Source organism: Salinivibrio siamensis, assembly GCF_001996005.1.
Taxonomy (GTDB): domain Bacteria; phylum Pseudomonadota; class Gammaproteobacteria; order Enterobacterales; family Vibrionaceae; genus Salinivibrio; species Salinivibrio siamensis.
Map to the genome: position 1 here is coordinate 241,926 of NZ_MUFB01000001.1, position 23,626 is coordinate 265,551.

Here is a 23,626-nt window from a genome sequence, read left to right on the forward strand (position 1 = left end):
GTCATGGCCAAACCCACCCTGTTCCTCTTTCATTGGCGCCAAGCCGCCGCAAGTGGTGAAAAACAAGGGCAAGTGTTCGCCTATACCGAGCGAGATGCACGCCAAGAGCTGGCCAACCAATCTATCGTCCCCAGCCGCCTTATTCGCCGCCGACTATCGAGCTTTCAGCAGCGTCGTCATAAAGCCAAAGCAGCAGATATCACCCAATTTTCCCGCGATCTCACCACCTTGCTTGAGTCTGGCATCCCTATCGTGCAAGCCCTCAACCTCATCGCGCTCAATCAGGTCAAAGCCGAAATGCGCTTGCTGGTGCGTCATATCCGCCAGCAACTGGAGGCGGGTACCAATTTGAGTGATGCGTTGGCGCACGCAAGTCCCTTGTTTGATCGCTTTTATTGCGATCTGGTCGCAACGGGCGAGCAAACCGGGCAACTGCCGGAGATCTTTGCTCGCCTGACTCTATACCGTGAAAAGCAGGCGTTGCTTCGCAGTAAAGTGATTAAAGCCATGATCTATCCCACCATCGTGATCAGCGTGGCATTAGGCGTCAGTGCCTACCTGCTGGTATTCGTGATCCCGAAGTTTAAACATATTTTTGACTCCTTCGGGGCAGAACTGCCTTGGCTCACCCAACAAGTGCTCGCCTTGTCTGATATCGTCAGTCAGCACGCCTTAACCATGACTGTTGTCGTAGCGGGCCTTGCCGCTGCGCATCAATTACTGCAGCGTAAAAACGCGACCTACCGATATCACTATGACCGCTGGCTGCTCAAATTCCCCGTCATTGGTGAAGTGATTGGCAAAGCCTGCATTGCCAAATTTTCTCGCACCTTAGCCACCACCTTTAGTGCCGGTATTCCGTTACTCTCTGGCTTGCAAGCCGCGACGAAATCCATGACCAACGCTTATTATGTTCACGCGCTTAACGGCGTGTATCAGCACACGGCCACTGGTATTCCGCTTTACCAAGCCTTGCGCGACAGTAATAGCTTCCCTGTGATGGTGACGCAAATGGTGATGATTGGCGAAGAGTCGGGATCGCTCGATGATATGCTCAATCGCATCGCACAAATCTATGGAGCCGAGGTCGACAACACCGTGGACAATCTCGGCAAAATCATCGAGCCCCTGTTAATTTTAGTGCTAGGGCTATTAATTGGCGGCTTAGTGGTGGCCATGTATCTACCCATTTTTAATCTGATGTCTGTTCTTGGCTAGCCAAGATAGAGTCTCTCGCGACAAGGCGCTATGATGCGCACAAGGTTCATGCCCAGAAGGTACCATGTTGATATTCTCATCACCGTTATTCATTTTTTTTGCTGGCTTATTTGGTCTGATTGTCGGTAGCTTTTTAAATGTGGTCATCGCGCGCGTGCCAATCATGATGGCGCGGCGTTGGCGGCAAGAATGCTTGGCCACGTTTCCCGATGCTAATATTGACGCCCCTAGCGCGCAGCGCTTTGATTTGTGTCTTCCCGCCTCACACTGCCCAGATTGTCAGCAGCCGATTGCGTGGTACGATAATATTCCTTTGCTCAGTTGGCTGATGTTAAAAGGCCGCTGCCGTCAGTGTGGCACGATGATTAGTCCGCGCTACCCACTGGTCGAGGTCACCAGTGCTATTGTCTGTGTGTTACCGGCATGGCTTATTTCCTCACCGGCGTGGGCCGTCGCGGTGATGGCGGCCAGCCTCACTTTGCTGGCGCTGACCCTCATTGATTGGGAAACCCTGTTGCTGCCCGATCAGCTTACCCTGCCACTCCTTTGGGCTGGGATCGCTCTCGCACTCTTGGGGATCAGCCCTGTCTCACTCACAGACAGTGTCATCGGCGCCATGACAGGCTACCTCAGCCTATGGAGCCTCTTTTGGGCATTCAAGCTCACCACTGGCAAAGAAGGCATGGGCTATGGTGATTTTAAACTGTTTGCTGCACTGGGCGCTTGGGTCGGTTGGCAAGCCTTACCGCTACTGATTTTACTCGCCTCACTGAGTGGCGCCATCGTCGGGGCACTATTACTGCGCCAACAACAAAAAAGTCTGCAACACGCGTTTGCCTTTGGCCCCTTTATTGCTGTCGCAGGCTGGCTAAGTCTGCTTTGGGGCGATAGCCTGTTACACTGGTACCTTTCACAAATTCTAGGAGTGCGCTAATGGCCGTTGTGGTCGGGTTAACCGGAGGGATTGGCAGTGGTAAAAGCACGGTTGCCAACCGTTTTGCCGCCAAGGGCATTGATATTATTGATGCCGATGTGATCGCCCGTGAGGTGGTTGCTCCCGGTAGTGATGGTCTGGCCGCGATTGTCGCGCGTTTTGGCACGCCGGCATTAACCCCAGATGGCAGCCTAGATCGTGCCTGGCTTCGTGAGCGAGTGTTTAGTCATCCAGACGACAAGCAATGGCTCGATAACCTGCTTCATCCCATGATCCGCCAACGCATGATCCAAGCCTGTGCGCAGGCCAGTTCAGCGTATTGTTTGCTTGTGGTGCCCTTGTTAGTAGAGAATAACCTGACGTCATTGGCGCAACGGGTGTTGGTCGTCGATGTTGACGAGCAAACACAAATCGCGCGCACGCTCGCGCGTGATCACGTGAGCGAACAACAAGTTCACGCGATTTTGGCCGCACAAGCCAGTCGCTCACAACGCCTCGCCGTCGCCGATGATGTGATCGATAATACGCAAACCGAAGCGGAACTTGATCGGCAAGTTGATGCCTTACATCACACGTATTTAACCTTGGCAACCCAGGCAAACGTCGACCCATAGTCGGACAGGACAGCTAAACGCTTATGACCAGCCTCACTTTGTATGAACACCCACTCAATGAACAGGTGCGAATTTACTTGCGCCTGGAGTACCTGCTCTCTCAACTGGACGAAGTGAGCGGGCTTTCTGCGCCCTGCCACCATATTCAATTTTTCCGCAGCCTGTTTGACCTACAGGAGATTTTAGAGCAGGTGCAAGTGAAAGCGGATCTCGCCAAGGATTTGGACAAACTCAAGAAAAAACTCAAAGCCTGGGCTGACGTCCCCCAGGTCGATCAGACACAGCTCAACCAGCTACTCGATCAACTCGCCGCACACCAACGCGCGGTATTGCAAGCCAAACGCTTCGGCCAAGCGTTAAAAGAAGATCGCTTTTTAACCAGCATCAAGCAGCGCTTTTCGATTCCAGGGGGGAGCTGTAGCTTTGATCTCCCCAATTTCCATTACTGGCTCCATCAACCGCTTGCCGCACGGCAAAGTGCGATTCAGGCCTGGATGGAAACCCTGGCACCATTACGCCACGCTTTGGCGTTCTGGCTGCAGCTCACGCGTGAAAGCGCACACGGGGGAACCGCCAACGTCCAACAAGGCTTTTACCAGCAAGAGGCGGATGGAGCCTGCTTAATTCGGCTTAAGATATCCCCTGATCTCGGGGTTTACCCGTTAGTGTCTGGGCACAAAAACCGCTTCGCGATCCGCTTTATGCCATTTGACGACGATCACGAGGTCGCCGACAATATGTCTGTTCATATCAGTGTTTGTTAAGGAGATCCACGTGAGTGATGCCCCTACCGTTGTCAAATGCCCAACATGCCAACAGCCTGTGGTTTGGGGAGAGGTCAGCCCACATCGTCCATTTTGCAGTAAACGCTGTCAGTTGATTGATTTGGGAGAATGGGCCAGTGAAGAAAAAGCCATCCCCGGGGCCCCTGACCTTTCTGATGATGATCTCTGGTCAGAAGGGCAGCACGATTAAACGCTCTGCCCCTATTCACTTTTCTACAACGCCTCTCTCGCGCTCAGAACCGAGCGCGAATTTTTTCTAATACCGCATCGTTGGCCTCGGGAAACGGATAGTTATCCAATTCGGCAATCGGTGCCCAAATACCCTCTTGCCCCTCACAGCCTTGGGGCTCACCCTCAAAGTCACAGACCAAGAAAAAATCCAAACTTAATGCTTTGTCGGGAAAGTCAAAGTCCAACGATATAAAGGGGCTGACCGCTTTTGCAGTAATCCCGACTTCTTCGTTTAATTCACGCAGCAGTGCCCGTTGCGGGGTTTCACTCCCCTCAATTTTTCCGCCAGGAAATTCCCACTTTCCCCCTTGATGCGCGTGAGCATGGCGGCGAGTGATAAAGACTTTATCTTGTGTCGGATTAACAATAATGCCAGCGGCAATACTTATCCGTTTCATGGTCTCTCCTGATAATAAAAAAAGGCCGATAAACGGCCTTTTTGATAATGCATGGTCAGGGCTTAGATTCTACCGTGACATTGCTTAAATTTCTTCCCTGATCCACAAGGACAAGGCTCATTACGACCAACTTTACGTCCATCACGCACCACGGTTTCGTTGCCGTTGCCACTCTGTTCGGCGCTGTCGCTATCATCAAACTGGTTATCAGCTTGCGCATGGTTAACTTGCTGCTTTTGCGCGGCCTGCTCTGCGCGCGCTTTGCGCTCGGCTTCCATACGCTCAACGTCATCCGGCTGCTGAACACGCACTCGGCTAAGCGTTGTCACCACATCGGTTTTCAGCGCTTCTAGCATGCCCTCAAACAGCTCAAACGATTCGCGCTTGTACTCTTGTTTCGGGTTCTTCTGCGCATAGCCACGTAAGTGAATACCTTGACGGAGGTGATCCATCGCCGCGAGGTGCTCTTTCCAAAGCGTATCCAAGGTTTGCAGCATCACTGCTTTTTCAAAGTTACGCAGGGTTTCTGCCCCTACCGCCTCTTCTTTGCCTTTATAAACCTCGATCAAGGCCGTCAGAATGCGCTCGCGCAACAACTCTTCATACAGCTTGTCGTCTTCATCTAGCCATTGCTGAATCGGCAATTCGAGATCAAAATCCGCTTTAAGGCGCTTTTCAAGGCCAGCAATATCCCACATTTCTTCTAGCGATTGTGGCGGAATGTACTGGTTCACAATGTTATTAACCACATCCTCGCGGTTGTGCTCGATCATTTCGCTGATATCTTCTGACACCAGTAACGCGTCACGCAGCTCGTACACCACTTTGCGCTGATCGTTGGCGACATCATCAAATTCGAGCAGTTGCTTACGGATGTCAAAGTTACGCCCTTCTACTTTTCGTTGTGCGTTTTCAATGGCTTTATTGACCCATGGGTGCTCAATGGCTTCGCCTTCGGCCATCCCTAATCGTTTCATCATGTTAGAGACTTTTTCTGAGGCGAAGATCCGCATCAAAGAATCTTCCATCGACAAATAGAAACGGGTTGAGCCTGGGTCACCTTGACGACCAGCACGACCACGCAGCTGGTTATCGATACGACGAGATTCATGACGCTCAGTACCAATGATATGCAGGCCACCCGCTTCAACGACCTGGTCATGAAGCTGCTGCCATTTTTCTTTCGCCGCTTCTACTTGCGCATCGGTCGGGTTTTCAACATCACCCAGCACTTGTTTCCAGCTACCACCCAACACGATATCGGTACCACGACCGGCCATGTTAGTGGCGATCGTTACCGTGCCTGGGTAACCGGCTTGCTCAACAATATCGGCTTCATGGGCGTGGAATTTGGCGTTGAGCACTTGGTGCTTGATGCCATCTTTTTTCAAGGCATTCGATAACAATTCAGATTTTTCAATCGATACCGTTCCGACCAATACCGGTTGACCGGCTTTGGCACGTGTTTTGATGTCTTCCGCAATAGCGGCAAACTTTTCTTTTTCGGTCATGTAGACCTGATCGGCGTGATCTTTACGCACCATTGGGCGGTTAGTCGGGATAACCACGGTGTCTAGGCCATAGATAGACTGGAATTCAAACGCCTCGGTGTCCGCGGTCCCTGTCATGCCTGAGAGTTTGTCATACAAACGGAAGAAGTTTTGGAAGGTGATCGAGGCCAGCGTTTGGTTCTCGTTTTGAATTTTCACCCCTTCTTTGGCTTCCACCGCCTGGTGTAAGCCTTCTGACCAACGACGTCCCGGCATGGTACGTCCAGTGTGCTCATCCACGATGATGACTTCATCGTCTTTAACGATGTAATCAACGTCGCGCTCAAACAAGACGTGCGCGCGTAATGCGGCATTAATATGATGAATCAGGCTGATATTTGCCGGTGAGTACAGCGTATCGCCGTCTTCCATCAAGCCGTTTTTCTTGAGCAAGTCTTCGACAAACTCTTGACCATTTTCGGTCATGTACACTTGCTTGGCTTTTTCATCGACCGTGAAGTGGCCATCACCTTGATAGTCTTCGGTATCTTCTTGCTCTTGCTGTTTCAGGCTTGGGATCAAGGCATTGATACGCTGATACATTTCCGAGCTGTCTTCTGCTGGCCCAGAAATAATCAGAGGCGTACGCGCCTCATCAATGAGGATCGAGTCAACCTCATCGACAATCGAGAAATAGCGATCGCGTTGCACACGGTCTTCTGCTCGAAACGCCATGTTGTCACGCAAATAGTCAAAGCCGAACTCGTTATTGGTACCGTAAAGTACATCACACGTATAAGCGGCTTTTTTCGCCTCCGGCGGCATGTTGGGGACATTGACGCCCACCGTCATTCCTAAAAACTCAAACAACGGACGGTTGGTTTCGGCATCACGTTCCGCCAAATAATCATTCACCGTCACAATGTGAACCGCTTTTCCGGTCAGGGCGTTCAAATAAGAAGGTAGCGTCGCGGTCAGGGTTTTACCTTCACCGGTGCGCATTTCCGCAATCTGACCATTGTGGAGTACGATACCGCCGACCATTTGCACGTCAAAGTGGCGCAGGCCAAATACACGCTTAGAGGCTTCTCGTACAGTGGCAAAGGCTTCAGGAAGGAGGTCATCAAGCTCGGCACCTTGATCAAGGCGCTCGCGGAATTCAACGGTTTTCGCTTTCAGCGCATCATCATTCAATGCTTCAAATTGGGGTTCGAGTTTGTTGATTTCATCAACAACTTTTCTCAGCCGACGCAAGGTGCGGTCATTACGGCTTCCGATAACTTTAGTCAGGACTTTCGATAACATGGCGTTGCCGGTACTCTTTTTAATGGTTTTCCCACATGGGCGGCCGCTACACTGCCTCTATGCTGGCGTGTTTCAGTTCAAACGCGGGTTGGCTTAAGCTCATCGATTCAACACAAGATGCCAAAACGCATCTACCTTAAGTGGAGCCAAATCGGACAGAATTCAAGGGCGATGACGCCACTTCACAACGATTTCCACGTGACTGAATGTAAATGTGGTAGATGGCACGGAAAAAATACGCCGCCATCGCCTTACCCATGCGACACTTACCTGTGAATGGTTTTTTCACTCTACGGTGATCACCTCAGGACATACCGATATATCAACCCGGTAGGCTACATGCCGAGGTGGAGCATGTATGATAAGGTAAATTACTTTCACATCCTATGACAAATCCAACACTCAAGGGATCAATTAGCGAAAATTAGACGCTGTGCGCCCGTTCAGGCGCCGAATTGATGACAAAAAAGGCAGTTATTGCGCGATGAGAGACCACCGTCCCCGCTCTACCCTCCATCTGTTGGAGAGCGACCCCAATAATATTGCTCAGCGAGCGGTTGAGCTCGCCAAGCTAAACAAGCTGATCTTAGCCTTGTTACCCGGTGAGACATCAAAAGCTTGCCGCGTCGCCAATTATCGTGATGGCGTATTGGTGGTAGAAGCCGGTAGCGCCGCCTGGGCGATGCGACTGAACTACGAACGACAGCATTTATTGTCGGTATTACGTCAAAAAGGGCTGGCAAGCCTAACAACCATTGAAGTGAAAATTAACCCGGCACTCGCCGCCGCCGATCGAGAAGACAAAGAAACCGCGCCGTCCCGCCACCTTAGTCAAGCCTCGGGTGAGTTACTGCGTGCACTAGGTGACAATGCCTCTCCCAAACTAAAAGCACGGTTCGAGGCGTTGGCCAAACTCGCCGAGGATCAAAAAAAGCCAGAGTGAGCTCTGGCTTTTTATCTATCAATCTCTGGGTATTAGCGGTTTATTCCGCCTCAGTATGGTGCATTGCGCTTTTACCGTGCAACCGCCTACCGCATCAGACAGGGCTTAGGCCAAGACCATCCCCGGCTCAGCAAATGCGACCGGTGAGGTGTCGGTTTCTTCAAACGTGACCCACTCCCAAGCTTCTTGATCGGCCAAGACCGCGCGCAACAGTTTGTTGTTCAGTGCATGGCCCGATTTGTACGCGCGCATCTCACCGAGGATACTGTGGCCACACATGTAAAGGTCACCGATAGCGTCCAACACCTTATGCTTGACTAGTTCGTTGTCAAAGCGCAAGCCTTCTTCATTCAAGATACGATAATCGTCCAGCACGATGGCACAGTCAAAGCTGCCGCCCAGACACAAATTTTGTGACTGCAGGTACTCGATGTCACGCATAAAACCGAAGGTACGAGCCCGGCTCAAGTCTTTAATAAAAGACTGGCTTGAAAAGTCTAATACCAGGTTTTGTTGCTCAGATTCAATCGCGGGGTGGTCGAATTCGATAGCAAAATCAAGACGGAAGCCGTTATACGGCAGCAACTCCGCCCATTTGTCATCGTCTTCAATGCGAACAGGCTTTTTAATGCGAATGAACCGTTTTGGCGCGTTTTGGACGTCGATACCCGCAGACTGCAGCAAAAAGATGAACGGGCTTGAACTGCCATCCATAATTGGAATTTCTGGCGCGTCCACTTCGATAATAATGTTATCGATCCCCATGCCTGCAATCGCTGCACTGAGATGCTCAACGGTTGAGATGCGAACACCCGCGTCATTGACTAAGGCGGTGCACAACATGGTGTCGCGCACATCCTCAGGGTTAGCCGGAAAATCGACCGGTGGCTCCATGTCTGTGCGACGGTAAATCACACCGGTATTGGCAGGAGCCGGACGCAGAGTAAGCGTAACCTTACGCCCAGAGTGGAGACCCACACCAGTCGTTTGGACCATACTTTTCAATGTTCGCTGTCTAATCATCGGCTTATCTCAACTTTTTCTCAAAAAAGTGTGCTCTGCGTCACTCATTACCCTGTCACCTTAGACAAGGGGAGCGTGATGGTAGCACATCACTGGCTACAAACCAAGCAATTGCGATTAGTCAGCTTGTTTACGCAAAAACGCAGGAATATCGAGATAATCATGCTCGGTCTGCGATTTTGGTGCTGCATTCGAAGACGATGCAGCAGGCTGCTCTTTCGCCGCAGGGTTTGCACTTGCCGCCTGAGGTTTCTCTTGCAAAGGCTGTGCCTTTTTCGGCTCTGCCTGTGCTTGCCCAGACTGTGAGTTGGTCACCAAGGTGATATCTGGCTTACGCTCATTACCAATTCCGGTGGCCACGACAGTCACACGCAGCTCGTCGCTCATCTCTGGGTCCATCGATGTCCCAATCACCACAGTCGCATTGTCTGATGCAAACGCTTTGACGGTGTTACCCACGGTCTCAAATTCATCAAGACGCATATCAAAGCCCGCGGTAATATTCACCAGCACACCGCGCGCACCGGCTAAATCGATGTCCTCAAGAAGCGGGCTAGAAATGGCCATTTCTGCTGCCTCTTCCGCGCGATCTTCGCCGGTTGCCACGCCGCTGCCCATCATCGCGTGTCCCATCTCTGACATCACAGTGCGGACATCCGCAAAGTCGACGTTGATGTGACCTGGGCGCGTGATTAACTCGGCGATCCCTTGCACGGCGTTGCGTAGCACGTCGTTTGCTTTGGCAAAGGCATCGAGTAATGTAATCCCGCGACCTAGCACTTTAAGCAGTTTTTCGTTCGGGATCGTAATCAGCGAGTCAACATGTTTTGACAGCTCTTCGATACCTTGCTCTGCAAAAGCGAGTCGCTTTTTACCCTCAAAGCTGAATGGTTTAGTGACCACAGCAACGGTCAGGATTCCCATTTCTTTCGCGATTTCCGCAATAATGGGGGCTCCGCCGGTTCCTGTACCACCGCCCATTCCGGCTGCGATAAATACCATATCGGCACCTTCGAGCTCAGCTTTAATCGCATCGCGATCTTCAAGGGCAGAATCTCGACCTACTTGTGGGTTAGCCCCCGCACCTAGGCCTTTAGTGATATCACCACCAATTTGAATGACCGTGCCTACGCTGCTTTTACGTAGTGCTTGGGCATCCGTGTTAATGCTAATAAAGTCAACCCCTTCGATTGACTCACGCACCATATGCTCAACGGCGTTACCACCGCCACCGCCAATGCCGACGACCTTAATCACCGCATCGTCAGACATTTCCATCATCGGTTCAAACATGAGTTCTCTCCGTCCTTCCTGTTCGCATCAGGGTTAAAATTCTTTCTTAAACCAGCTACTCAGCTTGTTTATCCAGCTAGCCACAGCCCGCTTTTGTTCTGGTTCACTCGTTTCTGTCAGCAAGCTTTCTTTGCCGTAGTGTAAAAGCCCAACCGCGGTTGCATAACAAGGCGCTTGCACATAGTCGGTCAATCCGGTGACATTCACAGGTTGCCCCACTCTTACTTGGTTTTGGAATACGCGTTCTGCACATTCCACCAAGCCATGCATTTGTGATGCGCCCCCAGTGAGCACAATTCCCGCTGCCATTTGATGTTTAACACCATCGCTACGCAGCTTTTCTTGGATAGCGACCAGCTTTTGGTTCACCAGACCCAAAAGCTCTGAGCAACGCGGCTCAATCACCTCTGACAAGGTTTGTCGCTGCAATGTCCTTGATGGGCGTCCTCCCACACTTGGGACATTCACTTTGGCATCCTTGTTCACCAACTCACTCAATGCACAGCCATATTTCACTTTAATGTCTTCTGCATCGGCCAGTGGTGTGCCAAAGGCATAGGCAATATCACTGGTAATCACATTGCCCGCATAGGGGATCACTTCGGCATGGCGGAGGGCACCTCCTGTCCACACGGCAAGATCCATGGTGCCGCCGCCGATATCGACGACACAGACACCTAGCTCTCGCTCATCCGGTGTGATCACGGCATGACTTGCTGAAAGCCCGGAGAAAATCAGTTGATCAACGCTAAGACCACAACGTTCGACTGCTTTCTCAATATTTTTTGCGGTGTCATTGTGACATGTGATGAGGTGCACACTCGCTTCCATCCTCACCCCGGATAACCCGAGCGGATTTTTGATCCCTTCTTGATAATCAATTTTGTATTCTTGTGGGATCACATGCAGCACGCGCTGCTCATCACTGATTTTGACCGACTTCGCGGTATGAATCACATTGTCTATGTCGTCTTGGGTAACATCTTCATCCGATATTGTCCCCATCCCTCTCTCAGTTTGGCAGTGAATATGCTTCCCTGACAAAGAAAGATAGACAGAGCTGATTTGGCAATCTGCCATCATCTCGGCTTCATTCACCGCACGCTGAACAGATTTAACCACAGACTCTAAGTCGTTAACGCCACCTTTATCCATGCCGCGAGAGGGACTACTTCCCACACCCAGCACGTTGATCGTGCCATCTGGCAGCACTTCACTGACCAGGGTAGACACTTTGGACGTCCCTATATCGAGCCCAACTATCAGTGACTTGTCTGTCGTTTTATTCATTCAACCATCTCTTAATTTTGGCGATTCGCGTCGTCTGCCTCTGTTTTCCAGCCTACCGCAGCCCCGGTGTCATAACGTAAATCGACATACGCAATGGCTTTGTCTTGTGCCTTTATCCGCGGATATAAACGAACCAATCGCGCTAGCCTTTCTTGTCGCGCCTTTCGCCCTAACTCAATCCGTACGCCATCTCGTGTCACGATACGCCATGAGCGCCGTTTATTGAGTGATAACGCCTGAATCGATAAGCCAATTCGCTGTAATTTACGTTCGAGCTCTCGACTCGTATGCAATACTTCTTCCGACGTGCCGGTATTGCCGTGTAGCGACACCAGCTTTTTATCGGCGACATCTTGCGGGGCGCCATTGAATACCGTCCCGTCTGGCGTCAGCAACTTTTGCCCATTCCAAATCGCGCTCGCCCGGTATTCAGTAATATGTACCTTTAAGGTGTCGGGCCACTGCTTTCTTACCGCAACCTGTTTCACCCATGGGAGCGCCTCAATGTTCGCTTGGATGCGATTTACATCCTGCAGCATAAAGCTTTTTAGCTCGCCGCCTGACAACACCGCTTGGCGAACTTGATCAACACTGACATGTGTTTGGTCACCTTCCATCACCAGTTGTGACAAGGGGAGCTGCTGCTCATCACTCATCCAATCAATCACACGGACGATCCCTAGCAACATCAGGGTGATCACCCCAACCAGGAACGCGAGTGAGGCGCCTGTTTGCCGATCCAGTTTTATCACTGCTTGTACGCGTGTCAGGGCATTGACCATGCTCATACCTATCTTATCGCCTTGTGTCGATGCGACTTGACACTCACAGCGAAAAAACCGACTGATTATAGCGATCCCGCGTGACGCTCTCCAACCTAGAGATGCACTTTCATCAATAAGCTGGGATCGATTGCGCGTCAATTTCCCACAAAGACGATAAAAACCGATGTTTATTCTCGCAACAACCGATGTTGACCGCTATTTTTATCTCGCCAGCTACTTTTTATTGCGCCATTTTAGCCTTGTCTAGCTGCTTTGCCGCTAAATTTTTTGCTACTTTACCAATATCACCCGCGCCTTGTGTTAAAACCAAGTCATTAGGTTGCAGCACGTTGGCTAACGCCGGGGGTAATGCCTCAGCATTAGGCACAAAAATAGGATCCAGCTTCCCGCGCGCGCGAATGCTACGACACAAGCTTCTACCGTCAGCCCCCGCAATCGGCGTTTCACCCGCTGAGTACACATCCAGCATCAGCAAAACATCCACTTTTTCCAACACATTGGCAAAGTCATCATAAAGATCGCGCGTACGGCTGTAACGGTGTGGCTGAAAAATCATCACTAAACGATGGTCTTGCCAGCCAGCGCGTGCCGCTTTGATGGTCACGTCCACTTCACTGGGGTGATGACCATAATCATCCACCAGCAAGGCGGTGCCATCCTCCACGGCAAACTCACCGAGTTGGTCAAAACGCCGCCCTGTACCCGCAAAATTGGCTAAAGCACGTAAAATAGCCTCATCGTCGACACCATCTTCTGTGGCGACAGCAATCGCCGCTGCCGCGTTGAGCGCATTGTGCTGGCCTGGCGTATTTAAACGAATCGTCAGTGTCTCGCGGTGAGGGCGTGTGATTTTAAACACGCCACACTGCCCATGCTGTTGGTAATCATGTAAACATACATCGGCATCTTGCGAGAACCCGTAAGTGATCACTTGCCGTCCAATCGACGGGATCAGCTCACGAACGACCGGATCATCAATGCACACCACCGCCAATCCGTAAAAAGGCAGATTATGGAGAAAGTCGATAAACGTCTGCTGCAACTTCGCGAAGCTACCACCATAAGTGTCCATGTGGTCCGCTTCTATGTTGGTCACAATGGCGACCATTGGCTGCAAGTGTAAAAAGGAAGCATCACTTTCATCTGCTTCGGCAATCAAATAGCGACTGCTACCTAACCGCGCATTGGTGCCTGCACTTTTTACCAACCCTCCATTGACGAAAGTGGGATCTAACCCTGCCTCAGAGAAAATTTGTGTGACCATCGCGGTGGTGGTGGTTTTGCCGTGTGTACCGGCAACGGCAATGCCGTGCCGGTAGCGCATTAACTCGGCAAGCATTTCCGCCCGACGCACCACAGGAATACGCGCCGCCTTTGCCGCTTCCACCTCTGGGTTATCCGGCTTGATGGCCGTCGATACCACCACGACACTGGCTTGTTCAATATGGCTGGCTTGATGACCGATAAAAATCTGCGCCCCCATGGATGCCAATCGCTCTGTGACGATATTCTGTGCAAGATCCGAGCCGGTTATTTGGTAACCTTCATTAATCAGCACTTCAGCAATACCACACATGCCTGCACCGCCGATCCCCACAAAGTGGATCCGCTTAACCCGGCGCATTTCCGGGATCATGGTGCGAATTTTTTCCAGCTGCTGATTATCCAATTTACCCATTCTCTGTTCTCTATTTGTTGGCGTGCGTGACGATGACGTCCGCGACACGGGCATCTGCATCAATAATGGCCGCCTCTCGCGCTGCCGTCGCCATCGCTAACAAGCGCGGACGGTCAAGCTGATTGATTGTCTCAGCCAATGTGCTTGCTGTCAGTGATGGCTGTTCAATCATTAAAGCCGCACCGCGGGCGACTAAATAATCACCGTTAAGTGCTTGTTGCCTATCGGCATGCATAAAGGGGACGAAAATCGCCCCAACGCCAGCCGCCGCCAGCTCAGAAACCGTCAATGCCCCGCTGCGGCAAATCACTACATCGGCCCACGCATAGGCCTCGGCAACATCGTCAATAAATTCGCTGACAACCACATCGCTAACACCGGTTTGCTGATAAGCATCCCGTGTCAGGTCGGCGTTATGCTTGCCTGCTTGGTGGCGAACCGTCACCGCTTGCTCGGTGAGCGCGACCGCCTCGGGGACCGTTTGGTTAAGAATACGCGCCCCTTGGCTGCCTCCCATCACCAAAATCCGCAACGGCCCTGCTCGTTCATGCAAACGGTGTTCAGGCGCCGGAATATCACACACATCTCGGCGCACCGGATTACCCACCACTGTCTTGCCATCGAATGCGCCAGGAAACGCTTGTAACACCTGTTTGGCGACCTTCGCCAACCAGCGGTTGGTTAACCCCGCGACCGCATTTTGTTCATGTAAGATAACGGGCACACCGCTTAACCACGCCGCAATGCCACCTGGACCACTCACATAACCGCCCATGCCTAACACAGCATCCGGTTTAACCCGTTTAATGACTTGTCGCGCTTGCCAAATCGCACTGACAATCATCCAAGGGGCTCGTAGCTTGCGCATCAGCCCTGAACCAATCAAGCCTTTAACGCGAATAAATGCGATCTCGATGCCATATTTAGGCACCAAATCGGCCTCCATGCGATCCGCAGTGCCCAACCAACAAACGTCCCAGCCTTGTTTCTCTAAATACTTGGCGACGGCGAGCCCCGGAAAAACATGCCCACCGGTGCCACCTGCCATCACTAATAATCGTTTTTTACGCATTGTTAGGGTCTTTATCTTGATAAGGGTTTCTTTGATGTGCTTGCGATGTGGCTAAGCGATATTCATGATCAATGCGCAATAACAGCGCCACGGCCACCGCCATGATCACCAAGCTGGAGCCCCCGTAACTGATCAACGGCAAGGTCAAGCCTTTAGTCGGAAGCATACCAGCAGCAGCCCCCACATTGACCATGGTTTGGAACGCAAACCAGATCCCAATCCCGAAGGCAAGAAAGCCACCAAATAGTTGGTTTTGCTCGAGGCAACGCTTACCAATAAACAAGGCTTTAAACACCAAGTAAAAAATCAAACACAAAATGACGCTGACGCCCACCAAGCCAAGCTCTTCGGCAATCACCGCAAACACGAAATCAGTATGGGCTTCTGGCAGATATTCCAGTTTTTGGATGGAGTTACCGAGCCCTTGTCCAAACCAATCTCCGCGACCAAATGCCATCAAAGACTGGGTTAGCTGATAACCACTGCCAAACGGGTCTTGCCATGGGTCTAAAAAGGCAGTGACACGGCGCACTCGGTAAGGCTCAGCGACAATCAAGCCGCCTACCAAGGTCAACCCGGTGATCAGCAGCGCAATAAACTGCCACAGCTTGGCCCCTGCAATAAACAACATGCCCACAGTGGTGACAAACATCACCACCACCGAGCCTAAATCAGGTTGTGCCAACAGCAAGCTCGCAAACAGCAACAAGACAGCCAACGGTTTGGCAAAGCCGCGGAAATGCTCACGCACCTCACCATGACGACGCACCAGATAACCGGCTAAAAAGACAAACAAAGATAACTTGGCGATCTCCGCAGGCTGAATATTGATCCCAGCCACAGAGATCCAGCGCGCGGCACCATTGACAGACCGACCCACAGCAAGCACCGCCAGTAACAATAGCGACGAGAGCAATAACATGTAGCCGCTATAGCGCTGCCACCAATGCACGGGAATGTACATCACTACCACTGCGGCGACGATGGCGACGGTCAGATAAAAAGCATGACGCTTGGCAAACAAAAAAGGCGCATCCGCCAGCCTAAGCCCCACAGGCAAAGACGCCGACGTCACCATGACTAACCCGATGACCATCAACAGCAACGACGTCCACACTAACTGGCGGTCGTATAACACGCCAGGAGACGGTGTCCGAAGCCACTGCCAGCAGTATTGAGGAAGTCTGCGCACGGTCATATCTGCCTCGCAATCATCGATTCTACGCCCGCGATAAAAGCGTCACCACGGGCAGCAAAATTAGCAAATTGATCCAGACTCGAGCAGGCGGGCGATAACAACACCATATCACCGGCTGTCACTTGATTAGCAGCGGCCGTCATCGCTTGTTGCAGAGTATCGACACAGTGCGCCTGCTTATCGAGCTGTGCTAACTGGGCTTTATCCTTGCCAAAGCAATAAAGCGATACCGAGAGTTTCGCCAACGCCGGTTGTAAAGCGCGAAAGTCGGCGCCTTTACCATCGCCACCCACCAAAAGGTGTAACCGCCCGTCGAGATCCAAACCATCAAGCGCCGCCAGGGTACTGGCCACATTGGTGGCTTTTGAATCATTGACCCATAGCACGCCCTGATGCTCGGCGACTTTTTGACAACGGTGCGGGAGGCCAGCGTACGTACTGAGTGCTGCTTTTTGCCCTTGCTGACTAATGCCGACACTGTCAGCCAGCGCCATGGCCGCCAGCCCATTCGCCACGTTATGACGGCCCACCAGTCCCAGTGAAGAGACGGGAAGCAGTGGCTGGCCGTGTGCCGCTAACCAAGCTTCACCTTGGTGGCTGATAAGGCAATAATCGCCTTGGTGGAAACCAAACAGACGCATGGAGGAGGCGCTGTTCGTTTGCAGCGCATGGCGCGTTTGCAGATCATCGTGCGTTTGCGGATCATCGGCATTGGCAATCAGGGTAGTCGCATGGGTGAAAATACGGCACTTGGCGGCACGATAATCGGCCAAGCTGTCGTATCTATCCATGTGATCTTCTGAGAAATTCAAAAAGGCCGCGCCATCTAAAACCAGCGACTCGGTGGTTTCGAGTTGAAAGCTCGACAACTCCAATACATACAGCTCGTGACCGCGGTCGAGCAAGTCTAACGCCGCCACACCAATATTGCCGCCGACGCCAACATTCATACCTGCGGCTCGAGCCATTTCGCCCACTAGTGCCGTAACAGTACTTTTGCCGTTGGAGCCGGTGATCGCCACCACGGGCTGGTCGCAATACCAAGCAAACAACTCAATATCCCCCACAACAGGGGTGCCCGCTGCATGGACTGGCAGCAAGGCGGGTGTGCGCAGCGATATTCCAGGGTTAGTGACCACCAAGTCGGCGTCCGCTAACCACGTGGGTTGCCAGCTGCCTGTGTGCAACTCGACGTTATCCGGCAGTTGGTCTTGCCCCGGAGGCTGCGTGCGAGAGTCCATCACGCGAATGCATGCCTTGGGATGATGGCGGGCAATAAAGCGCACCACTGACAATCCGGTCACGCCCAAGCCCATCACCACGATATGATGAAATTCGGTTAGTGAACGCTGGCTCGCGGCTGGCATGATTAGCGTACCTTAAGTGTGGCCAGTGCAATGAGCACTAGCATCAACGAAATGATCCAAAAGCGCACGATTACCCGCGGCTCCGGCCAGCCTTTTAGCTCATAGTGATGATGAATCGGTGCCATACGGAAAATACGTTGGCCGCGCAATTTATAGGAGCCAACCTGCAAGATCACCGACACCGTCTCCATCACGAACACCCCGCCCATGATGATCAGCAACAGCTCTTGACGCACCAGTACCGCAATCGTGCCTAGCGCACCGCCTAATGCCAGCGAGCCCACATCCCCCATAAACACTTGAGCTGGGTAAGTGTTGAACCACAAAAAGCCAAGGCCAGCCCCAACAATCGCGGCGCAAACAACCACCAGCTCACTGCTGTATTGGATATACGGAATATGCAGGTAGCTGGCAAAGTTCACATTTCCTGTCGCCCAAGCAATAAAGGCAAACCCACCGGCGACCATCACGGTGGGCAAAATCGCTAACCCATCGAGACCATCCGTCAGGTTGACCGCATTGCTGGTCCCCACAATCACAAAGTAGGTAAAGACCACATAGAACAAGCCAAGTTGCGGCATCACATCTTTGAAAAACGGTACCACCAACTGAGTGGCTGCGGTGTCCTTGCCGTGCGCATAGAGGGCAAACGCCACCCCTAACGCAATGGCGGATTGCCAGAAATACTTCCAGCGCGCAACCAGCCCATCCGTATTCTTGCGTACCACTTTGCGGTAATCATCAACAAATCCCACCGCGCCATAGCCAAGCAGGACCACCATCACCGCCCATACATATGGGTTGGCCAAGTCCGCCCACAAAAAGACCGTCAGACTGATGGCCGCGACGATCAGTACCCCGCCCATGGTCGGTGTACCGCGCTTGCTAAAATGAGATTCAGGGCCTTCTTCACGGACCACTTGGCCAATTTGCATCGATTGTAGGCGTTTAATCAAACGCGGCCCGGCCCATAGCGAGAACAATAGTGCGGTTAATGCACTCACAATCGCTCGGAACGTCAGGTATTCAAACAACCGCATCGAGGGTAAAAGGTTTTGTAGCGCTTCCGCTAACCATAAAAGCATTAGCAAGCCTCCTTGATGGCGGCAACAACGGCTTCCATCGCCATCCCGCGAGCGCCTTTAATAAGAATGGTGTTAGGTGTCTGTGTATTTATCATGGCTACGACATGCGCAATGAGCGCCTCTTTACTATCAAAATGGTTACCGCCACAGCATTCGCTGATCACACGGCTATCGTTTCCAGTCGTGAAAACTTGGTGTAACTGCGCTTGCGCGGCATGCTCTCCCACTTCACGATGCATTTGTTCACTGTATTGCCCAAGCTCAGCCATATCGCCCACAATGAGCCACTTTTCGCCTGGGTAGCTGGCCAGCACATCAATCGCGGATTTCATTGCCGGCACACTGGCGTTGTAGGTGTCATCAATCAACCTCAAGCCTGGTCGAGGCTCAGTGACCTGAGTGCGTCCCGCAGCATTTTCCATCGCCGCTAAGCCACTCACCACATCGTCCAACGCCACGCCTGGTAATTGCATGGCCGCACAGCCTGCCATCAGCGCATTGGTAATATTGTGCAATCCGGGCAGAGGCAAGGTCACGGTTCTTTGTATCTGGCCGTCACTCAAGGTCATGTGATAACAGCCCGAATCAGTGAGCGTGCTATCTAGCAACCTCAGTGGTGCCGCCTCAGTGTCAGTGACGGTGATCACCTGCTTGTCAGCCAAGACCGCTTGCCACTTTTCGCCGCCGTGGCTGTGCTGATTGACCAGAGCAATGCCACCTTCTGGTAAGCCTTGGTAGATCTCTCCTTTGGCAATCGCCACTCCTTCCAATGAGCCAAATCCCTCAAGATGTGCCGCGGCCAAGTTAGTCACCATAGCAATATCGGGTTTAACCAACGCGGTGGTATAAGCGATTTCGCCAATATGATTCGCGCCCAGCTCAATCACCGCATACTGGTGCTCAGGCGTCAGTCGAAACAGGGTCAGTGGCACACCGATATCATTATTGAAATTACCCGCAGTGGCTAACGTGGGTCCTTTTTGCGCGAGGATCGCCGCCAACATCTGCTTCACGGTGGTTTTACCGCAGCTGCCGGTAATGGCAATGGTGGACACCTGACACTGGCTTTTCACCCACGCCCCGAGTTGGCCAAGGGCAATACGCGTGTCCTCCACCAGCAATTGAGGGATCGCCACATCCAGCGGACGATCGACCACTATCGCCGCCGCACCGGCCTCTTTGGCTTGAGCCGCAAAGTCATGGCCATCAAAGCGCTCCCCTTTCAGGGCAACAAACATCGCCCCTTCGCCAAGCTCGCGGGTATCCGTGGTAATGGCATCAACTTGCGGGCTCGCCGGTATCAACTCACGTTGTAAAATCGTCGCGTTCACCGCGTGCGCGAGGGTATCGAGTGAGGTCCGAATCATGATAACTCCTTGAGTTGCGCCGCCACCGTCTCTCGGTCGGAATAGTGCACCTTGCCGTGCGCCAACACTTGATAATCTTCATGGCCCTTGCCTGCGACCAAAACAATGTCCTCGGCTTTCGCTTGGCGAATAACCTGGCTCACCGCGTCGGCGCGATCATGTTTTACCCATGCGCGCTCTGGCGCCTCCATGCCCGCAAGCATGTCTTGAGTAATGGCTTCAGGCGCTTCGCTGCGAGGGTTATCATTGGTTAACACCGTATGATCGGCATGCTGTTCGGCGAGGCGGGCCATTAACGGCCGCTTGCGTGTATCACGGTCTCCGCCACAGCCAAATATGCACCACAGCGCGCCTTTACAATGACGTCGCAACGCAAGCAGCGCTTTCTCCAGCGCATCGGGCGTGTGAGCATAGTCAACCACGACTGTCGGTTTGTCAGCGGCGAGAAAAACCTCCATCCGCCCTGTGACAGCTTGCAGCTGCGGGCTCACGGCCAATAACGGCGCTAACGGATAGCCCAGCCCCAATAAGGTGGCCAAGCTCACCAGCAAATTGCTGACATTAAAATCTCCCACTAATGCCGCTTGGATCTCGCCTTGCCCCCACGATGAGTCGACCTGTACCCGCACACCGTCGCTGGCATAGGCGACCGAGGTTGCGCGCACAAACGGGCCTGTATGTCCATCTAATGAGGAGGTGGTCATGGCGACAGCGATAGCGTCTGGCCATTGCTTGAGCCAAGTGCGACCCACCGTATCATCCGCATTGATGACTTTAAGTGGCGAGCCTAACTCAAACAGTTGCTTTTTCGCCTCGGCGTAGGCGTCGAGGGTGCCGTGATAATCAAGGTGATCATGACTTAAATTTGTAAACACCGCGGCATCAAAGGCAAGGCTGGCCACGCGCCCTTGCACCAAGCCGTGCGATGACACTTCCATCGCCACATGCCGGGCACCTTGCTCAACGAAATCGGCTAATTGGGCTTGAATGCTAATCGCGTCCCCAGTGGTGTTGTCAGCGGCTTTAAGCGCGCCAATAAAGCCGTTCCCCGTGGTGCCCATCACGGCTGTGCGTTGATCTAAAGCGTCTAGCCATTGGGCAATCAGTTGCGACACCGTGGTTTTGCCGTTGGTTCCGGTGATACCAATCAACCCGAGGTGTTGCTGAGGATCCTGATAAAAGCGCGCCGCCATCGCCGAGAGGGCATGAGGTAACGCGCGCAAGCTGATCACTGGCACCTGATCGCGCCAGGCTATCTGGTCGTTTTCACCTTGTTGCACCACGGCCGCCGCGCCTGCCTCAATCGCTGCTTGAATAAACTGGCGACCGTCAACCTGGTGACCTTGAACCGCCACAAATACATCACCGGCACCGACTTGGCGACTGTCTAATGTCATTTGCTGGACCGAGAGGCTGGGCACATCCGCCAGCCACGGGCTCAGCCATTGGTTTAAATCATTCATTCCGGTTCACTTCACTTGCATATTTTGCCACTTGCAGCCCAGGGCCTGTGCCCTTGTCCGGCGCAATGTTTAAGATCTGGAGCGCACTTTTCATCACATCCGAAAACACCGGCGCCGCCACTTGGCCACCGTAATACTTGTCACCTTGTGGCTCGTTGATCACCACCACCATCGCTAGCCTTGGGTTGCTGATCGGCGCAAGGCCCGCGGTATAGCCGATATACTCATCGCCATAACCGCCCGCTACCGCCACTTTGGCCGTACCGGTTTTCGCCCCGACTCGGTAACCGTCCACCGCAGCACGGCGCGCACTTCCGCCCTCTTGCGTCACGCCTTCTAACATTTGCAGCACTTTATAAACGTTCTCACGCGACGCAACCTGCTTGCCTTCGGTCACCCCTTCACGCTTTAAAATACTCAGCGGTCGATTGATACCCAAGGCGCCGAGGGTAGCGTAAGCGCGTGCAAGCTGCGTCGGGGTCACCGACAGGCCATAACCAAAGGCCAAGGTGGCTCGTTCAAAATCGGACCAACGACGGCGAGAAGGAAAATGGCCCACCGACTCACCCACAAGCTCGACACCGGTACTGGCTCCCAAGCCAAAGCTGCCGTACTCGCCCAACAGGGTCTCCACTGGCATCGCTAAGGACAGCTTACTCACACCAATGTTGCTCGACTTTTTGAGGATCCGCGCGAGATTGGCTTTACCCACTTTGGACACATCCCGCACGCGGCTTCCGCCGATTTGCATGATGCCATTGCCGGTATCAATTACGGTGTCCATATCCGCGACACCGTTTTCCAACGCGGTAAGCACCACAAAGGGCTTCATGGTTGATCCAGGCTCAAACACATCGGTGATCGCGCGGTTGCGCATATTAAAACTTTTCAGCGAGCTGCGATTATTAGGGTTATAAGAGGGGGCGTTAACCATCGCCATCACTTCGCCGGTTTTCACATCCACCATCACCAACGAGCCAGACGTGGCGCGATAGTCGGCCACCGCTTGCTTAATCGCCCGGTAGGCGATGGCTTGCAAACGCTGGTCGATACTAAGCGTGAGTGATTGGCCTTCTTTTTTGTCTTCAGTGGCAATATGTTCAACCACACGACCAAACCTGTCTTTACGCACGGTACGTTTGCCATGCTCACCGGCCAACCAGTCGTCAAACCGGCGTTCAATGCCTTCCAGGCCATGGCCGTCAATCCCCGTCATTCCCACTAAGTGGGCACTCACCTCCGCACTAGGATAAAAACGGCGAGACTCGGCTTTCAGTCCCACGCCGGGCAAGTCGAGCTTGTTTACATACGAGGCCATTGCTGGACGCACTTGACGCTGTAAATAAATAAAACGCCGTTTGCGGTTCGCTTGAATCTTGTCAATCAACGCCTGGCGGTCTAGACCCAGCACGTCGGCCAACGCATACCAGCGCTCAACGTTGTTCAGTCCTTGGTGTTTAAACACAGTCACCGGATCGGCCCACACCGCTTGCACGGGAACACTGACCGCCAACGGCTCACCTTGTCGGTCTTCAATCATCCCACGCGCGGAATGCACCTGCTCCACGCGCACTGAGCGTAAATCCCCTTCATGACGCAGCCTGTCTGGCTCAATCACTTGGATATACGCCGCACGCGCCACCAACGCCACTAAGGCAAACGCAATAAACACGCAAATAAGGCCAAAGCGCCACTGGATGAGCACAGGTGGCGCTTTTGGCGTACGGCGATTGGCTGGCTTACTAGAACGTTTTTTCACCGGCTATTACTCAAAGACCGTTTTACGATCACTTCGTTATCACTGGTTGGTCGAATCATGCCAAAATCCTCACGCGCGACCGACTCAACATGGCTGTGCTCAGACAACGCATTTTCTTCCAGCAACTGATTTCGCCACTCCACTTCAAGCGTTTCGCGCTGCTCAAGCAGTGCATCTTGTTTGGCAATCAAACTGCGCGTCGATTGCGTCATTGACACCACAGCGATCGCTGATATCAGCACCGCGACCAACAAACCCAACGGCAACTTACCGATGGCCAGCACGTCCTGACGAATTTGTTTGGCGAGGCTGGGGCGCGGCTCCATGA

21 protein-coding genes are annotated in these 23,626 nt (G+C 52.7%); 6 read left to right on the plus strand and 15 right to left on the minus strand.

Annotated elements, in window-relative coordinates:
- The first annotated feature begins 3 nt into the window (after positions 1 to 3).
- The 5 genes from BZG73_RS01110 (at position 4) to yacG (ending at position 3,741) form a co-directional block, all read left to right on the plus strand.
- Positions 4 to 1,218, plus strand: coding sequence for a type II secretion system F family protein (locus BZG73_RS01110; RefSeq protein ID WP_077667358.1), 1,215 nt, complete (start codon positions 4 to 6; stop codon positions 1,216 to 1,218).
- 64 nt (positions 1,219 to 1,282) lie between these two features.
- Complete coding sequence (locus BZG73_RS01115) at positions 1,283 to 2,152, plus strand: prepilin peptidase (RefSeq protein WP_077667359.1); 870 nt, start codon at positions 1,283 to 1,285, stop codon at positions 2,150 to 2,152.
- Complete coding sequence (gene coaE, locus BZG73_RS01120) at positions 2,152 to 2,766, plus strand: dephospho-CoA kinase (protein WP_077606087.1); 615 nt, start codon at positions 2,152 to 2,154, stop codon at positions 2,764 to 2,766. The genes BZG73_RS01115 and coaE overlap by 1 nt, the downstream gene beginning before the upstream one ends.
- Positions 2,767 to 2,789: 23 nt before the next feature.
- The gene (zapD, locus tag BZG73_RS01125; protein ID WP_077667360.1) at positions 2,790 to 3,530 is read left to right on the plus strand and encodes a cell division protein ZapD; all 741 of its coding nucleotides are present in this window, start codon (positions 2,790 to 2,792) and stop codon (positions 3,528 to 3,530) included.
- 10 nt (positions 3,531 to 3,540) lie between these two features.
- Positions 3,541 to 3,741: a DNA gyrase inhibitor YacG gene (gene yacG / locus BZG73_RS01130; RefSeq protein WP_046073977.1), complete on the plus strand. Its 201-nt coding sequence runs from the start codon at positions 3,541 to 3,543 to the stop codon at positions 3,739 to 3,741.
- A 43-nt stretch (positions 3,742 to 3,784) separates the two neighbouring features.
- Here yacG and mutT read toward each other — a convergent pair whose 3' ends face one another.
- Positions 3,785 to 4,180: an 8-oxo-dGTP diphosphatase MutT gene (gene mutT, locus BZG73_RS01135; protein WP_046073976.1), complete on the minus strand. Its 396-nt coding sequence runs from the start codon at positions 4,178 to 4,180 to the stop codon at positions 3,785 to 3,787.
- 62 nt (positions 4,181 to 4,242) lie between these two features.
- Complete coding sequence (gene secA / locus BZG73_RS01140) at positions 4,243 to 6,975, minus strand: preprotein translocase subunit SecA (protein WP_077667361.1); 2,733 nt, start codon at positions 6,973 to 6,975, stop codon at positions 4,243 to 4,245.
- A 484-nt stretch (positions 6,976 to 7,459) separates the two neighbouring features.
- Here secA and BZG73_RS01145 point away from each other — a divergent pair, with 484 nt between their 5' ends.
- Positions 7,460 to 7,918, plus strand: a complete 459-nt coding sequence (locus tag BZG73_RS01145; RefSeq protein ID WP_046073974.1) for a DUF721 domain-containing protein — start codon at positions 7,460 to 7,462, stop codon at positions 7,916 to 7,918.
- Between the two features lie 105 nt (positions 7,919 to 8,023).
- On the opposite strand, the gene lpxC is transcribed toward BZG73_RS01145, so the two are convergent.
- The 13 genes from lpxC to ftsL all read right to left on the minus strand — a co-directional run bounded on the left by lpxC (position 8,024) and on the right by ftsL (position 23,624).
- Positions 8,024 to 8,941: a UDP-3-O-acyl-N-acetylglucosamine deacetylase gene (gene lpxC, locus BZG73_RS01150; RefSeq protein WP_046073973.1), complete on the minus strand. Its 918-nt coding sequence runs from the start codon at positions 8,939 to 8,941 to the stop codon at positions 8,024 to 8,026.
- 117 nt (positions 8,942 to 9,058) lie between these two features.
- The gene (gene ftsZ / locus BZG73_RS01155) at positions 9,059 to 10,234 is read right to left on the minus strand and encodes a cell division protein FtsZ (RefSeq protein WP_046073972.1); all 1,176 of its coding nucleotides are present in this window, start codon (positions 10,232 to 10,234) and stop codon (positions 9,059 to 9,061) included.
- A gap of 33 nt (positions 10,235 to 10,267) precedes the next feature.
- Complete coding sequence (gene ftsA, locus BZG73_RS01160; RefSeq protein WP_046073971.1) at positions 10,268 to 11,524, minus strand: cell division protein FtsA; 1,257 nt, start codon at positions 11,522 to 11,524, stop codon at positions 10,268 to 10,270.
- A gap of 11 nt (positions 11,525 to 11,535) precedes the next feature.
- Positions 11,536 to 12,312 carry a cell division protein FtsQ/DivIB gene (locus tag BZG73_RS01165; protein ID WP_077638557.1) on the minus strand — a complete coding sequence of 259 codons (777 nt, stop codon included), beginning with the start codon at positions 12,310 to 12,312 and terminating at the stop codon, positions 11,536 to 11,538.
- A gap of 217 nt (positions 12,313 to 12,529) precedes the next feature.
- Positions 12,530 to 13,987 (minus strand): UDP-N-acetylmuramate--L-alanine ligase, encoded by a 1,458-nt coding sequence (gene murC / locus BZG73_RS01170; protein ID WP_077667362.1) that lies wholly within the window; start codon positions 13,985 to 13,987, stop codon positions 12,530 to 12,532.
- A 10-nt stretch (positions 13,988 to 13,997) separates the two neighbouring features.
- Positions 13,998 to 15,059, minus strand: coding sequence for an undecaprenyldiphospho-muramoylpentapeptide beta-N-acetylglucosaminyltransferase (gene murG / locus BZG73_RS01175; RefSeq protein ID WP_046073968.1), 1,062 nt, complete (start codon positions 15,057 to 15,059; stop codon positions 13,998 to 14,000).
- The gene (gene ftsW, locus BZG73_RS01180; protein WP_046073967.1) at positions 15,052 to 16,257 is read right to left on the minus strand and encodes a cell division protein FtsW; all 1,206 of its coding nucleotides are present in this window, start codon (positions 16,255 to 16,257) and stop codon (positions 15,052 to 15,054) included. Before ftsW ends, murG begins: the two co-directional genes overlap by 8 nt.
- Positions 16,254 to 17,624, minus strand: a complete 1,371-nt coding sequence (gene murD, locus BZG73_RS01185) for a UDP-N-acetylmuramoyl-L-alanine--D-glutamate ligase (protein WP_077667363.1) — start codon at positions 17,622 to 17,624, stop codon at positions 16,254 to 16,256. The genes ftsW and murD overlap by 4 nt, the downstream gene beginning before the upstream one ends.
- A gap of 2 nt (positions 17,625 to 17,626) precedes the next feature.
- The gene (mraY, locus tag BZG73_RS01190) at positions 17,627 to 18,709 is read right to left on the minus strand and encodes a phospho-N-acetylmuramoyl-pentapeptide-transferase (RefSeq protein WP_046073965.1); all 1,083 of its coding nucleotides are present in this window, start codon (positions 18,707 to 18,709) and stop codon (positions 17,627 to 17,629) included.
- Positions 18,709 to 20,076 carry a UDP-N-acetylmuramoyl-tripeptide--D-alanyl-D-alanine ligase gene (locus BZG73_RS01195; RefSeq protein WP_077606078.1) on the minus strand — a complete coding sequence of 456 codons (1,368 nt, stop codon included), beginning with the start codon at positions 20,074 to 20,076 and terminating at the stop codon, positions 18,709 to 18,711. The genes mraY and BZG73_RS01195 overlap by 1 nt, the downstream gene beginning before the upstream one ends.
- Positions 20,073 to 21,539: a UDP-N-acetylmuramoyl-L-alanyl-D-glutamate--2,6-diaminopimelate ligase gene (gene murE / locus BZG73_RS01200; RefSeq protein WP_077638560.1), complete on the minus strand. Its 1,467-nt coding sequence runs from the start codon at positions 21,537 to 21,539 to the stop codon at positions 20,073 to 20,075. Before murE ends, BZG73_RS01195 begins: the two co-directional genes overlap by 4 nt.
- Positions 21,532 to 23,298: a penicillin-binding transpeptidase domain-containing protein gene (locus tag BZG73_RS01205; RefSeq protein ID WP_077638561.1), complete on the minus strand. Its 1,767-nt coding sequence runs from the start codon at positions 23,296 to 23,298 to the stop codon at positions 21,532 to 21,534. The genes murE and BZG73_RS01205 overlap by 8 nt, the downstream gene beginning before the upstream one ends.
- Complete coding sequence (gene ftsL, locus BZG73_RS01210) at positions 23,295 to 23,624, minus strand: cell division protein FtsL (RefSeq protein WP_046073961.1); 330 nt, start codon at positions 23,622 to 23,624, stop codon at positions 23,295 to 23,297. The genes BZG73_RS01205 and ftsL overlap by 4 nt, the downstream gene beginning before the upstream one ends.
- Between the last annotated feature and the right edge of the window lie 2 nt (positions 23,625 to 23,626).

Bases quoted from the DNA above. Each gene is read 5' to 3' on its own strand.
- murC (WP_077667362.1), bottom strand. From the start codon at position 13,987: ATGGGTAAATTGGATAATCAGCAGCTGGAAAAAATTCGCACCATGATC.
- murG (WP_046073968.1), bottom strand. From the start codon at position 15,059: ATGCGTAAAAAACGATTATTAGTGATGGCAGGTGGCACCGGTGGGCAT.
- BZG73_RS01115 (WP_077667359.1), top strand. From the start codon at position 1,283: ATGTTGATATTCTCATCACCGTTATTCATTTTTTTTGCTGGCTTATTT.
- BZG73_RS01145 (WP_046073974.1), top strand. From the start codon at position 7,460: ATGAGAGACCACCGTCCCCGCTCTACCCTCCATCTGTTGGAGAGCGAC.
- mutT (WP_046073976.1), bottom strand. From the start codon at position 4,180: ATGAAACGGATAAGTATTGCCGCTGGCATTATTGTTAATCCGACACAA.
- ftsW (WP_046073967.1), bottom strand. From the start codon at position 16,257: ATGACCGTGCGCAGACTTCCTCAATACTGCTGGCAGTGGCTTCGGACA.
- lpxC (WP_046073973.1), bottom strand. From the start codon at position 8,941: ATGATTAGACAGCGAACATTGAAAAGTATGGTCCAAACGACTGGTGTG.
- BZG73_RS01110 (WP_077667358.1), top strand. From the start codon at position 4: ATGGCCAAACCCACCCTGTTCCTCTTTCATTGGCGCCAAGCCGCCGCA.
- ftsA (WP_046073971.1), bottom strand. From the start codon at position 11,524: ATGAATAAAACGACAGACAAGTCACTGATAGTTGGGCTCGATATAGGG.
- zapD (WP_077667360.1), top strand. From the start codon at position 2,790: ATGACCAGCCTCACTTTGTATGAACACCCACTCAATGAACAGGTGCGA.
- mraY (WP_046073965.1), bottom strand. From the start codon at position 18,709: ATGCTTTTATGGTTAGCGGAAGCGCTACAAAACCTTTTACCCTCGATG.
- BZG73_RS01195 (WP_077606078.1), bottom strand. From the start codon at position 20,076: ATGATTCGGACCTCACTCGATACCCTCGCGCACGCGGTGAACGCGACG.
- murE (WP_077638560.1), bottom strand. From the start codon at position 21,539: ATGAATGATTTAAACCAATGGCTGAGCCCGTGGCTGGCGGATGTGCCC.
- ftsL (WP_046073961.1), bottom strand. From the start codon at position 23,624: ATGGAGCCGCGCCCCAGCCTCGCCAAACAAATTCGTCAGGACGTGCTG.
- murD (WP_077667363.1), bottom strand. From the start codon at position 17,624: ATGCCAGCCGCGAGCCAGCGTTCACTAACCGAATTTCATCATATCGTG.
- secA (WP_077667361.1), bottom strand. From the start codon at position 6,975: ATGTTATCGAAAGTCCTGACTAAAGTTATCGGAAGCCGTAATGACCGC.
- BZG73_RS01165 (WP_077638557.1), bottom strand. From the start codon at position 12,312: ATGAGCATGGTCAATGCCCTGACACGCGTACAAGCAGTGATAAAACTG.
- ftsZ (WP_046073972.1), bottom strand. From the start codon at position 10,234: ATGTTTGAACCGATGATGGAAATGTCTGACGATGCGGTGATTAAGGTC.
- coaE (WP_077606087.1), top strand. From the start codon at position 2,152: ATGGCCGTTGTGGTCGGGTTAACCGGAGGGATTGGCAGTGGTAAAAGC.